Source organism: Affinundibacterium seohonense (genome assembly GCF_014284305.1).
Classification (GTDB): domain Bacteria; phylum Pseudomonadota; class Gammaproteobacteria; order Burkholderiales; family Burkholderiaceae_D; genus Undibacterium; species Undibacterium seohonense.
Genome location: NZ_JACOFW010000016.1, coordinates 41,446 through 53,432 on the forward strand (window position 1 = coordinate 41,446; position 11,987 = coordinate 53,432).

The following is an 11,987-nucleotide window of genomic DNA, read 5'->3' on the forward strand; positions in this document are numbered from 1 at the left end:
TCATTCCTCCTGTCAATCCAGCATCCATTTGTGAGCTGGATTGACTCCTATAATAAATTTATTTTCTACCGGGAGCTGGCATGAAATTGCTTGATCACTTGGAAGAGTATTTGATTGCCTTGCTAATGGCAACGGCGACCCTTATTACCTTTGTCGCTGTATTACATCGTTATATGTCTGGCTTTAATATTCCTGTGGTGCAGGACTATTTGATCAGCCTCAACACCAGCTGGGCGCAAGAATTGACTATCTATTTATTCGTTTGGATGGCGAAATTTGGCGCTGCTTATGGGGTGCGTTCAGGCATCCATGTTGGGGTCGATGTATTAGTTAATCGTTTGGATGAAAAGAAGAAAAAACTATTCGTCTTGATTAGCTTGGGTTCTGGCGCTTTATTCACAGGAATCATAGGCACTTTGGGCGCTTATTTTGTGTATGGGATAGCCCACACCGACCAGACCTCTCCTGATATGGAAATACCGATGTGGTGGGTCTACATGGCCATCCCCTTAGGATCGTATCTGATGTCTTTTCGCTTCTTACAGGTCGGCTGGAATTTCTTAAAAACAGGTGAGCTACCTAAACACGATCACGCCCATGTTGAAGGCTTGGAAGAAGAGGTGCGCGCATGAACTCCCTGATTATCTTTTCGTTGTTGATCGCCTTGATGTTAACAGGCATGCCAATTTCTATCGCTTTGGGCTTAACGGTTCTCAGTTTTTTATTTACGATGACTTCGGTGCCGATCGAATCTGTGGCATTGAAACTGTTCACCGGCATAGAAAAATTCGAAATTATGGCGATTCCGTTTTTCATCTTAGCGGGTAATTTTTTAACGCATGGCGGTGTGGCTAGGCGCATGATTAATTTTGCGACTTCCATGGTCGGACATTGGCATGGCGGTCTGGCTTTGGCAGGCGTGATGGCTTGTGCTTTGTTTGCGGCTGTGTCGGGTTCGTCCCCAGCGACTGTAGTAGCAATTGGTTCGATTATCATGCCAGCGATGGTGAGGCAAGGTTATCCAAAAGGTTTTGGTGCTGGCGTGATTACGACTTCGGGTGCTTTGGGTATCTTGATCCCACCTTCGATTGTGATGGTCATGTATTCGGTCTCGACCAATACGTCGGTTGGCCAATTATTTATGGCTGGTGTCATTCCTGGTTTATTGCTGGCTTTTTTTCTTGGATTAACCACTTGGTTTTTAGCTCGTAAACATAATTACCCACGGATGAAAAAAGCGACGTGGGCGGAACGGCTTGTGGCCTTTCGTAAGAGCGCGTGGGGATTATTACTGATCGTGATCGTGATGGGTGGGATTTACTCCGGCATGTTTACACCAACGGAAGCAGCGGCGGTATCGGCTGTCTACGCTTTCATTGTCGCGGTATTTGTGTACAAAGATATGAGCTTAAAACAAGTACCTAAAGTCTTGATCGATTCTGCGGCGATGTCGGCCATGCTTTTGTACATCATTACGAATGCCGTCCTGTTTTCCTTCTTGATGACTAGCGAAAATATTCCACAAGCCATGGCAGCGTGGATACTCGATAGTGGCTTTGGTATGATCAGTTTTCTCTTGGTCGTGAATATCCTTTTGCTGTTGGCTGGCAATGTGATGGAGCCATCCTCGATCGTTTTAATCATGGCGCCTATCCTCTTTCCGGTCGCGATGAAGCTCGGTATTGATCCAGTACACTTCGGTATCATTATGGTGGTGAATATGGAGGTCGGTATGTGTCATCCGCCAGTGGGTTTGAATCTCTATGTTGCAACGGGGATTGCGAAAATGGGCATCACCGAATTAACTGTTGCCGTGTTGCCGTGGTTGATGACGATGATAGGATTTTTAATGTTGATCACTTATGTGCCGATCATTTCGACGTGGTTGCCGCGTTTAATTTACAACTGAAATAACTACTGAAGGTCAACAAACAAGTTGCTTCAATTGTCAATTAAAACAGAAAACGCCACGACCAAAATCGTGGCGTTTTGCATGGATTAGATACATCGCATTTATCAAAATATTTCCCAACGGAATTTCTTATATTTCCCTATGGGAAATAAGATAAATCATTTTTGATTTAGCACATTTGTTTTGATATTTGCGATCTTTTTCTGCTGCAGAAGCACAAATGCAACAAAGCTTTTTTTTAATGAAATGTCTTGCTAGCTTTGCCCAAAAGACATGCTATATTTCGCACACCTTAATGATTTGCTTGATGTAGATATCGCAAATTGACGTAAAGGCAGAATATGGAAGTGCAATAATAGCGCTCTGTAGGGCGCAGTCAAAAAAGGGGGGGAGATTCGCGTTTCAAAATGAGCTGAGTCCTGTTCAAAGAGACTAAACAGCCAGAACGTGAAAAAATTTAGAAGGCGCATCCACTGGATGCGCCTTTTTTCTTTGGCGAATATGTAGGACAATCACGTGAACCGTTTGAATGGATATGTGATGGCCACCCCCGAATCAAATTTAGAAGCCGCAATTTTTAGTGCAATCGTGCCTGCCCCGTTTGGCTATATTGGGGTGCGCACCGAAGATCAGCAAATTAGCGAACTAGTCTATTTGCCGCCACGTTTTCAAGAGAAATCACCAGCGGACACAGTCTCATCACTTGCGGCGCAACAAATCGAGCGTTATTTTGCCGATCCGGATTTTCCATTTCAGCTGCCCTTGAAACAAGTAGGCACAGCCTTTCAGCATAAAGTCTGGCAAGCAATCTCGAGTATTCCTCGGGGTCAAGTGCGCACCTACGGACAAATTGCGAAGCACATCCTATCGGCACCACGCGCCGTCGGACAAGCTTGCGGTGCGAATTGGTTTCCATTAGTCATTCCCTGTCATCGGGTAACTGCATCAGGCGGCCTTGGTGGCTTTGCTCATCATGATGATGAGACTGGATTTCATTTAGGTGTGAAACGCTATTTACTGCGTTTAGAACAAGTTCCCGAGTATAGTCAGCTTGAGTCTACACAACATCAGGAGTCGATGTGGTAAAGCGTACGGAAAAGAGTGTGCCATCAGAATTACCCGTACTAGTCCAGGCGCAGATTGATCAATTTTGCGATAGTCTTTGGTTAGAAGATGGTTTGGCCAAAAATTCTTTGGAAGCCTATCGCCGTGATTTGCGTTTATTTGCGGAATGGTTGCAGCACACTCAACAAAAAGATTTGCTGCAAGTGACGGAGGTCGATATTTTTTCTTATGTCGCGGCGAAACATAGCAGTTCAAAAGCGACGTCAGTGAATCGGCGTATGTCGGTGTTAAAACGGTACTATCAACAAGCGTTTCGTCAAAATCTTATTGCTGTCAATCCATGCACTAAGTTGAAATCAGCCAAGCAGGCAGATCGCTTGCCGAAAACATTGAGTGAGAAACAGGTGGAGTCGCTTTTGCAAGCACCAGATGATCAAACCCCCTTAGGTTTGCGTGATCGCACCATGTTGGAACTCCTGTATGCCTGTGGATTGCGCGTAACCGAGCTTGTGACTTTAAAAGCGTTCGAAGTGAGTCTTAATGACGGCGTCTTACGCGTGACTGGAAAGGGCAGTAAAACACGCTTAGTGCCATTTGGCGAAGTCGCCCGCTCGTGGTTGCAGCGTTATTTGAGTGAAGGGCGTGCAGCGATCTTAGGCGAGCAAATCGATGACGCACTGTTTGTGACTGCCCGTGGTGGCGCGATGACGCGGCAAATGTTTTGGGTCGTCATTAAAAAATATGCGGTGATTGCTGGTATCACTTCACCGCTTTCACCGCATACTTTGCGTCATGCTTTTGCCACGCATTTATTGAATCACGGTGCCGATTTACGGGTCGTGCAATTGCTGCTTGGTCATGCCGACATTTCCACTACGCAGATCTACACCCATGTGGCACGTGAACGATTGAAACAACTGCACGCAGAGCATCACCCGCGCGGGTAAAATGCTATTTTTCAAGATAACTAGTGAGAAGTATTTTGGCAAAAAAAGAACACGTCTCCGAGACACCAGCGACGCAATTATTGCGAAAAAAAGGCGCGATATTTACTGAGCATCCTTATGCCTATGAGGAACATGGTGGTACTGCTGTGTCTTCCCGAGAGTTAGGTGTCGAAGAGCATGTCGTCATCAAAACTTTGATCATGCAAGACGAGCACGCCAAACCGATGGTGGTGCTGATGCATGGTGATAAAACGGTTTCAACAAAAAATCTGGCTCGGCAAATTGGCTGTAAGTCAGTTGAACCATGCAAGCCTGAAGTGGCGCAGCGGCATTCAGGCTATATGATCGGTGGAACCTCACCGTTCGGCACAAAAAAAGTGATGCCTGTTTATGTCGAGGCTAGTGTATTGGAACTCGACAAAATCTATTTGAATGGTGGTCGGCGTGGCTACTTGATCGGCATTGCCCCAGTGCTGCTGCTGGAGGTACTATCCGCAAAGTCAGTGAATTGCGCACTCTAAATGTTTTTAAATGACTAGAGTTTCATAAGGTGATGTGCAAAAATGTGCGGCTTGCTTGTTGTATAGCTTTAATAATCAAAAAATAACCAAAACTAAATTTAAAATAATAGGATGGGATAACAGATGAATGCAGTGATCGCAATTATTGCGGCCTACTTGATTGGTTCAATTTCTTTTGCCGTTGTGGTGAGTCGATTATTCGGCCTATCCGATCCACGCACGTACGGTTCCAAAAATCCTGGTGCGACCAATGTACTACGGTCAGGAAATAAGGCTGCAGCTGTTTTGACTCTGCTCGGCGATGGAGTTAAAGGTTGGTTCGCTGTTTGGCTGGCGATGGTTTTTCAAGAGCAGTTTGAGTTGTCGAGCAATACCATTGCTGCGGTTGGATTAGCCGTGTTTGTCGGCCATTTGTGGCCAGTGTTTTTTAAATTCGTCGGCGGTAAAGGTGTCGCCACCGCGCTTGGGGTTTTGTTGGCAATCAATATTTGGCTTGGCCTCGCGACGCTTGCGACTTGGTTAATTGTCGCTTATGCCTTCCGCTATTCCTCCTTAGCGGCTTTAATTGCCTCTTTGTTTGCGCCGTTTTACTATGCTTTATTATTCGGCCCGAATTTGACCTTGCTAGCGGTGGCGATCATGAGTGGCTTATTGATTTATCGTCACAGTCAAAATATCGCGAATTTGATGAGTGGTAAGGAAAGTCGGATCGGTAGTAAGAAGAAATAAGAAGAAATAAGTAGAAGTAGGAATTAAGTGGTGATCAAAGAAAATCCCTCGACCTTTCGGTAACGAGGGATTTTTTTATACCGTTACCAATTCTTGCAAAGGCCATCGTGGTCTGACATTGAAACTGTAATTTTTCGTTGCTAACGTTGGATGGGCTTGTAAGCGCATCGCACCAGCAAAAGCAATCATCGCGCCATTGTCAGTGCAAAATTCCAACTCTGGATAGTAAACTTGAAAGCGTTTTTTCGGATTGCTGGAGTTCGCAGCGGTATTTAATGCCGTGCGTAGCTGCTGATTGGCACCGACGCCGCCAGCGATGACTAAACGCTTTAGACCGGTTTGCTTCATCGCTGTCAGACATTTGGCGACTAAGACATCGACGATGGCATCGACAAAACCACGCGCGACATTGGCTTTATCAATTTCATTCAAAGCGTTGGGATACTTTTTGACGGCAGTGAGTACGGCCGTTTTTAATCCTGAAAAACTAAAATTCAAATCCTTGGAATGCAACATCGGTCGCGGGAACTGATGCACAGTTGGATCGCCGGTCAAGGCGAGTTTTGAAATGGCTGGGCCACCGGGATAATCCAGCCCAAGTAATTTGGCCGATTTATCAAACGCTTCACCTGCCGCGTCATCCAGCGTTTCCCCCAAGAGTGTGTATTGTCCTACTGCGTCAACCCGCATCAATTGCGTATGACCTCCAGACACTAGCAAGGCAATAAACGGAAACTCAGGCGGCTCACTGGCAAGTAAAGGCGACAGCAAATGGCCTTCTAAATGGTGAATGCCGATCAATGGCTTGTCCAAAGCCATTCCTAAACCACAGGCAACGGAAGCACCGACTAAAAGAGCGCCAGCCAAGCCCGGTCCTTGGGTGTACGCAATCGCATCGATCTGCGATGTATCTAGCTCAGCTTTATTGAGGGCCTCGCGCAAGAGCGGCAGGACACGTTTCACGTGATCACGCGAGGCGAGTTCTGGCACCACGCCGCCATACTCTTGATGCATAGCGATTTGTGAGTGCAGGGCGTGCGACAGCAAGCCACGTTCGGTATCGTATAAAGCGATGCCGGTTTCATCACAAGAGGATTCAATACCAAGAACGATCATAATTAAATTTCTATGGAAAATGCAAAAGAGCCAGCCTTGGCAGGTGGCTATTATAAATCATAGTGATGTCTAAGCAATTTGCGACGCTAAGTCGATGTCCACGATGGTGCTTCAGCCAATTGAATCAGCCAAGTGAATCAGCCAATTTTGTAGGCCAGCGCCGTGCAGAGGCTTGCTAGCGAAATAGCCTTGCATGGAATCGCAACCAAGGGATATAAGCGTGTCGCGTTCTGCTTCAGTTTCTATGCCTTCTGCAATCACATGGAGATTCAAACCATGGCCCATTTCGATGATGGTTTTTACCAGTCTTTGGGTCGATGCTTGCTGATCAATATTGATGACAAAGCTGCGGTCGATTTTTAATTCTGTGACAGGTAATTTTTGCAAATAGGCGAGTGAGGAGTGACCGGTACCAAAATCGTCGATGGATAGACCGATCCCTATGTTACGTAGTGATTGTAACAATGGAATCGCATTGCCTGGGTTTTCCATAATGCCGCTTTCAGTTAACTCCAGTTGCAGATTTTCCGGTTTGACTTGGTATTGTTGGAGTAATTGATGAACCCGTTCTGGAAAACTCTGATCTCGCAAATCCTTGGTACTCACATTGACCGCAATGCTCAATTGTGGATAGGCGTGTTGCCAAGACGCTAGAGTTTGTAGCGCTTGTTTCAACATCCAATCCGTCACATGGTTGATATAACCTGTGCGCTCCGCAAAAGGAATAAATTCAGCTGGGGAAATAAATCCACGTTGCGGGTGTTGCCATCGCACCAAGGCTTCGAAGCCATAGCAACTATGATCATTGAAGCGTATTTTGGGTTGCAACCACATTTGTAGTTCATCATTTTGTACCGCTGCGCGCAAATCAGAGAGCAGGCTCAGATGACTTAAGCGCGAGGCCTCTTGCGCATCGGAATACCAGGCTGATAATTGCGTACTTTCCTTGGCAACGTATAAGGCAACTTCGGCATTGCGGATCAGACTCGGCAGATCTTTGGTTGCTGCGGTTGCCAATGCAATCCCAAATACCAGATTCACATCGACACTATGATTACCGCAAATAATCGGAGTAGTGAGTTGCAAATTGATGGCATGCACGACCTGCTCAACAAATTCGGCCATATTTTGTTGTTCATCGAGTGCGCAAGACAATGCGAATTGGCCACCCGAGAATTTTGCCAAAAAGGTCCGAGAAGTTGGCAGGGATTGCAGCGCTGCTTTCAGTCGTTGGCTCGTCTCGACAATGATCGTGTCGCCAGTGCCAAAGCCTAAAGTTTCATTGACTATCTTGAGTCGGGCGACATCCATTAAGATCATTGCATGACCTTGCACGCTCTGTTGTTCAAATTCTTTTAATAACAAGATGCGATTGGGAAGGCCGCTAAGTGGATCAAAATAAGCGAGTTGCTCAATTTCAGCCTCGCGCGCAGCGATCGCATCACCCATGGTATTGAGCGCTTGGCCGACTCTGGCAACCTCGGTGGCACGGGTTGCCGGCACTTTGCTAGCGTAATTGCCTTCAGCGATTTGTCGTGCGCTTTGTTCCAACTGATTTAAAGGTCGAACCACGCTTCTTTGCGTGAAAAAAGCTAAAGCGATGCCAGTCAGAACCGCCAAGATAGAGATAGAAATCACTTGCAGCTTGAGGCGTGCCAGATCATTTTGTTCTTCCTCTTGTCTTTGTTGAATATGTTTCTTGGCTAAATCCAATAAAATGCCACTCTCAGTGAGGAAAGCCTGACGGGCTGGCGCCACCTGCGTTTCAAAAACGTCTTTTGCACCATCTGTGTTGTCTAACTCAATCTCGTCGAAGAGATTTAAATAGGACTGGCGAAACTCTTGATGGGTCACCGCTAATCGTTGCAAGCAGATCGTTTGTATTTCATCTTCTGATTCTTTGCTGAGTTTTTGAATCAATTGATCAATATGCTTTTTCTTAGCGTCGATGGCATCATAGGCAGGTTTGCGTTTATCTTGCGTGGTATTAAATATGAGCACTAATGCACTGGTTGACCCCTCAATGTCCAGAGCTAAATTTTGTACCTGTAAAAGCTGCTGTAAGTCATTTCTAGCAAATTCTTGGCTACGCTGTGAGACTTGTTGAACTTGGATCACGCTGCGAGCTACCACAATGATAAACAAGCACAAGATTAGGGAATAGCTCAGCGCTAGGCGATAACTGATTCTGCTTGGCAGAATTCGGTCGATAACATAAAGGTAGGCATTTTTTAACATGCGGTGGAAGTGCTTTCTTATTAGCCTGACTATTAAATCAAATTCTCGGTTAACTGGAAAGCGAATCTTTGCTTGCTTGTAAGATTCGTTGTAAAGCGTCCTGCGACGATATACTGTTAGCTTGAATTGCGCTGAAAAAACCCAGAGTCTTTAGGGATCAGCTACAATGAAATTCTTAATATTCTATCGATTTTGGGAGACAGTCTATGTTTTTAGATCATGCAAAAATTTCTGCGACGCATAGCGAAACTGAACCGGATCGTATAGAACGATTAAATCGAGTCTATGGATATGCAATGGCTTTGGCGGATAGTGATAGCAATCATGAGTGTATTACCAAGCTCGCCAAATTACATGATCACAAAGGGACGCTAATGGTGATCTGGCATGAAGCGCCAAGTGAATTCGAAAGAATTTATTTTATGAAAGCGTGGAAAAGTAAAATAGGCGATGAGTCCACGCATGTTGAGCATGCCTTAATGCTGCAAGAGCCACATGCAGAAGAGGGAAATGACGCCGCTGCGTAAATGCAGATGCCATCTTCATTTTGCTGAATTAAAAATGGCGAGATCGCTCCCAAGTTGAGAGCCTTCTCGCCATTTGCATTATTGGTCTTTAAAACGACTAGCCCAACTTCAAATCTTCCAATAATTCAGAAATGCCGCTCCAACCAATTTCAATCCCGATACATAACAAAATGAACGCGGACAAGCGCATTAAGACAGTGGCGCCGACATCACCTAAAAAGCTTTCCAAATTGCGCGCGAAACGATAGGACAAATAAATTGCAATCGTCGTGAGAAAGACACCGATTGTTGCTGCCAATCCTGTGATCAACCAATCAACTGGTTTGTTTGGTAACTGTGCACCTAAGGTAATTGAGGTGGCAATTGCACCAGGACCGACCGTTAAGGGAAAGCTGAAAGGAAAAAAGCTATGTCGACGTAGTTCTTCTTTGGTCCAATTCCCAGCCGACGCTGCGACAGACGTGCGCAACTTATCTTGGCCCTGATCGTTCAATAATTTCCAGCCTGCCATCCCTACCACGATACCACCCGCGACTCGGACAATAGGCAAAGAGATACCGAAAAAATCCAGTACGTAGGAACCAACGAAGACGGCTCCCATCAGTAAAAAGAAACAATTAAAAGCAATTCGCTTGGCTAGTCGATTTGCCATCACCTGATCCATAGGGCCAGTCATTGACAAGAAGATTGGCGCCACCGCGATCGGATTGAGTATCGGTAGCAAGGTCACCGGTACGACAATGAGTGCCTTCACAAAGACGGTTAACGCGATACTCATGTTGCCTCCAAAATGTTGTAATAATCCTAGAAACGGTAGTTGGACAGGTTCGAGTGTGCATTTTTCCGCCTCTCTGGCGAGGCGCGACGACGACGGAACCTCCATGTTCATAGGAGGAGTAACGAAGTCCAGAGTGGCGGAAAAGTGTGCAATCGTGCCTGTAGCGCTCTCACCCAAATGGAGCAATACAAAATTAACCGAATCTTACGATAAATCATTAACTTACTTTACCTTTGAAGCGGTCAACTGCCGTTTCTAGGATTATTGTGATTATGCAATATTTCCTCTCTATGGTGGGGGATTTCATACATCGAATTATGGCGTGAACTTTGTTGTAATTTTACCTTGTCATAAAACAGACATGCAATTGTCACAATCTTGAAGTATTCGCTCTTTATTCTGCTCGCTAAAGCTGATTTGAATAAAGGAGACCAGCGCATGAGAGTGTTGACGATACCGGGCGATGCCAACCCAAGTTTTTCTAAACTTAGCCTCAGTCTTGCCAGTACCAAGAAGGAAGTAAAGGAAGTCCAGCGCTTGCGCTACAAAGTATTTATTGAGGCCATGGGATTGTCAGCTTTAGCTAATGAAGACTGCCTCGATAAAGATGAATTCGATGAACATTGTGATCATCTGATCGTGCGCGATACCAAAACGCTGAAAGTCGTTGGCACATATCGCATACTCGGTCCGAATGCAGCGCGTGACGTGGGTCGTTACTATTCCGAAGGTGAATTTGATTTGTCGCGTCTGCAAAATATCCGTGGCAGCATTGCAGAAGCGGGGCGCGCTTGCATTCATCCTGACTACCGTAGCGGTGCCGTGATTATGTTGTTGTGGGCGGGTTTAGCAGCATACATGCGGCGTGAACGTTGTGAATTTTTGATCGGCTGTGCCAGTATCAGTCTGGCAGATGGTGGTCATAATGCAGCGGCGATCTATCGTAGTTTTGGTGAAGAGGCATTCGCACCATTGGACTATCGAGTGACGCCACATCTGCCTTTCCCATTAGAGAGTATGGATGAAGGACATGAAGCACGCATTCCGCCATTGCTGCGCGGCTATTTGCGAGCTGGTGCGTGGATCTGCGGCGAACCTGCTTGGGATCCTGATTTTCATAGCGCTGATCTATTCGTGATGTTGCCTTTAGCGAATTTGGATAACCGTTACGCCAAGCATTATGGCACTGAGGACCTCGTCAAATGATGCCAGCAGATCAGTTCCTCGATAAGAAAATGCAAAAGCTTTTAAAGACCCCGAAACCGCCTAAAAAAGACATCAAACATTTTCGAACGATATGGATTTCTGATCTGCACCTCGGTACTACAGGCTGTCAGGCTAAGCGCTTGCTAGAGTTTCTGAAAGCAACCGAATCGGAAACCCTATATTTGGTCGGTGACATCATCGATGGTTGGCAATTAAAGCGCCGGTGGTATTGGGATCAAACCCACAACAACATCGTGCAAACGGTCTTGAAAAAAGCCAAGAAGGGGACCAATGTGATTTTTGTCCCCGGCAATCATGATGAGGCCGCACGACAATTCATCGAGTTGGATTTTGGCGGCATACAAGTGCGTGATGAGCTAGTACATACGACCGCCGATGGTAAGCGTATGTTGGTGTTGCATGGTGATCGCTTTGACGGCGTGATTGCCTGCGCGAAGTGGCTAGCCTATTTGGGCGACAGTATGTACACCGTGATTTTAAAAATCAACCAAGTCTTTAATCAGTGGCGTGCACGCGCAGGCTTACCTTATTGGTCGTTGTCGCAATACCTAAAATCAAAGGTAAAGAATGCAGTTAGTTACATCACCAAGTTCGAAGATGCATTAGCCGATGAAGCCCGCAAACGCGGTCTGGATGGTGTGATCTGCGGTCATATTCACAAACCAGAGATTCGTGACATCAACGGGATTATGTATTGCAATGATGGCGATTGGGTTGAAAGCTTGTCTGCGCTGATCGAAGAGGCCGACGGAGAATTACGTTTAATCACATGGCATGATGTGGTGCATCAGTCTCACCATGTCGAGTTACAACACTTGGCCTTGCCTGCTTGAATGACTTTTTAGCTGGCATGGCTGTGAATGTTTATTCCTAGTCAAATTGCTAGAGTCAATTCTCCTTTGTTTTACACAAAAAACGCCGACCTTA

12 protein-coding genes are annotated in these 11,987 nt (G+C 45.9%); 9 read left to right on the forward strand and 3 right to left on the reverse strand.

All coding sequences use genetic code 11. The annotated features are described in order from the left end of the window. Window positions 1-80 precede the first annotated feature (80 nt). The 6 genes from H8K52_RS13795 (at window position 81) to plsY (ending at window position 5,174) form a co-directional block, all read left to right on the forward strand. Window positions 81-632, forward strand: coding sequence for a TRAP transporter small permease (locus H8K52_RS13795; RefSeq protein ID WP_186923492.1), 552 nt, complete (start codon window positions 81-83; stop codon window positions 630-632). Continuing rightward, on the forward strand, window positions 629-1,909 hold the full coding sequence (locus tag H8K52_RS13800; RefSeq protein WP_186923493.1) for a TRAP transporter large permease: 1,281 nt from the start codon (window positions 629-631) through the stop codon (window positions 1,907-1,909). The genes H8K52_RS13795 and H8K52_RS13800 overlap by 4 nt, the downstream gene beginning before the upstream one ends. Window positions 1,910-2,452: 543 nt before the next feature. Next, entirely contained in the window at window positions 2,453-2,998 is a 546-nt protein-coding gene (locus H8K52_RS13805; protein WP_186923540.1) for a methylated-DNA--[protein]-cysteine S-methyltransferase, read from the forward strand. Continuing rightward, complete coding sequence (gene xerD / locus H8K52_RS13810) at window positions 2,992-3,924, forward strand: site-specific tyrosine recombinase XerD (RefSeq protein WP_186923494.1); 933 nt, start codon at window positions 2,992-2,994, stop codon at window positions 3,922-3,924. The genes H8K52_RS13805 and xerD overlap by 7 nt, the downstream gene beginning before the upstream one ends. Before the next feature lie 32 nt (window positions 3,925-3,956). Continuing rightward, window positions 3,957-4,445, forward strand: coding sequence for an aminoacyl-tRNA deacylase (locus H8K52_RS13815; protein ID WP_186923541.1), 489 nt, complete (start codon window positions 3,957-3,959; stop codon window positions 4,443-4,445). A gap of 123 nt (window positions 4,446-4,568) precedes the next feature. Next, complete coding sequence (plsY, locus tag H8K52_RS13820) at window positions 4,569-5,174, forward strand: glycerol-3-phosphate 1-O-acyltransferase PlsY (RefSeq protein WP_186923495.1); 606 nt, start codon at window positions 4,569-4,571, stop codon at window positions 5,172-5,174. A 75-nt stretch (window positions 5,175-5,249) separates the two neighbouring features. Here the strand turns inward: plsY and tsaD are convergent, their stop codons facing one another. Both tsaD and H8K52_RS13830 read right to left on the reverse strand, forming a co-directional pair. Beyond that, the gene (tsaD, locus tag H8K52_RS13825) at window positions 5,250-6,290 is read right to left on the reverse strand and encodes a tRNA (adenosine(37)-N6)-threonylcarbamoyltransferase complex transferase subunit TsaD (protein ID WP_186923496.1); all 1,041 of its coding nucleotides are present in this window, start codon (window positions 6,288-6,290) and stop codon (window positions 5,250-5,252) included. Window positions 6,291-6,401: 111 nt separating this feature from the next. Continuing rightward, a complete protein-coding gene (locus H8K52_RS13830) occupies window positions 6,402-8,528 on the reverse strand; it encodes a putative bifunctional diguanylate cyclase/phosphodiesterase (protein WP_186923497.1) in 2,127 nt (708 codons plus the stop codon). 206 nt (window positions 8,529-8,734) lie between these two features. On the opposite strand from H8K52_RS13830, the gene H8K52_RS13835 reads away from it, so the two are divergent. Further along, the gene (locus tag H8K52_RS13835) at window positions 8,735-9,055 is read left to right on the forward strand and encodes a hypothetical protein (RefSeq protein ID WP_186923498.1); all 321 of its coding nucleotides are present in this window, start codon (window positions 8,735-8,737) and stop codon (window positions 9,053-9,055) included. Between the two features lie 97 nt (window positions 9,056-9,152). Here the strand turns inward: H8K52_RS13835 and H8K52_RS13840 are convergent, their stop codons facing one another. Continuing rightward, on the reverse strand, window positions 9,153-9,833 hold the full coding sequence (locus H8K52_RS13840) for a MarC family protein (protein ID WP_186923499.1): 681 nt from the start codon (window positions 9,831-9,833) through the stop codon (window positions 9,153-9,155). A 438-nt stretch (window positions 9,834-10,271) separates the two neighbouring features. Between H8K52_RS13840 and H8K52_RS13845 the strand changes: the two genes are divergently transcribed. Both H8K52_RS13845 and H8K52_RS13850 read left to right on the forward strand, forming a co-directional pair. Next, window positions 10,272-11,039, forward strand: a complete 768-nt coding sequence (locus tag H8K52_RS13845; RefSeq protein WP_186923500.1) for a GNAT family N-acetyltransferase — start codon at window positions 10,272-10,274, stop codon at window positions 11,037-11,039. Further along, window positions 11,036-11,893 carry a UDP-2,3-diacylglucosamine diphosphatase gene (locus H8K52_RS13850; RefSeq protein ID WP_186923501.1) on the forward strand — a complete coding sequence of 286 codons (858 nt, stop codon included), beginning with the start codon at window positions 11,036-11,038 and terminating at the stop codon, window positions 11,891-11,893. Before H8K52_RS13845 ends, H8K52_RS13850 begins: the two co-directional genes overlap by 4 nt. The last annotated feature ends 94 nt before the right edge of the window (window positions 11,894-11,987 follow it).

Coding starts and splice junctions, on each gene's coding strand:
- H8K52_RS13795 (WP_186923492.1), top strand. CDS start 81: ATGAAATTGCTTGATCACTTGGAAGAGTATTTGATTGCCTTGCTAATG.
- H8K52_RS13800 (WP_186923493.1), top strand. CDS start 629: ATGAACTCCCTGATTATCTTTTCGTTGTTGATCGCCTTGATGTTAACA.
- H8K52_RS13805 (WP_186923540.1), top strand. CDS start 2,453: ATGGCCACCCCCGAATCAAATTTAGAAGCCGCAATTTTTAGTGCAATC.
- plsY (WP_186923495.1), top strand. CDS start 4,569: ATGAATGCAGTGATCGCAATTATTGCGGCCTACTTGATTGGTTCAATT.
- tsaD (WP_186923496.1), bottom strand. CDS start 6,290: ATGATCGTTCTTGGTATTGAATCCTCTTGTGATGAAACCGGCATCGCT.
- H8K52_RS13830 (WP_186923497.1), bottom strand. CDS start 8,528: ATGTTAAAAAATGCCTACCTTTATGTTATCGACCGAATTCTGCCAAGC.
- H8K52_RS13835 (WP_186923498.1), top strand. CDS start 8,735: ATGTTTTTAGATCATGCAAAAATTTCTGCGACGCATAGCGAAACTGAA.
- H8K52_RS13840 (WP_186923499.1), bottom strand. CDS start 9,833: ATGAGTATCGCGTTAACCGTCTTTGTGAAGGCACTCATTGTCGTACCG.
- H8K52_RS13845 (WP_186923500.1), top strand. CDS start 10,272: ATGAGAGTGTTGACGATACCGGGCGATGCCAACCCAAGTTTTTCTAAA.
- H8K52_RS13850 (WP_186923501.1), top strand. CDS start 11,036: ATGATGCCAGCAGATCAGTTCCTCGATAAGAAAATGCAAAAGCTTTTA.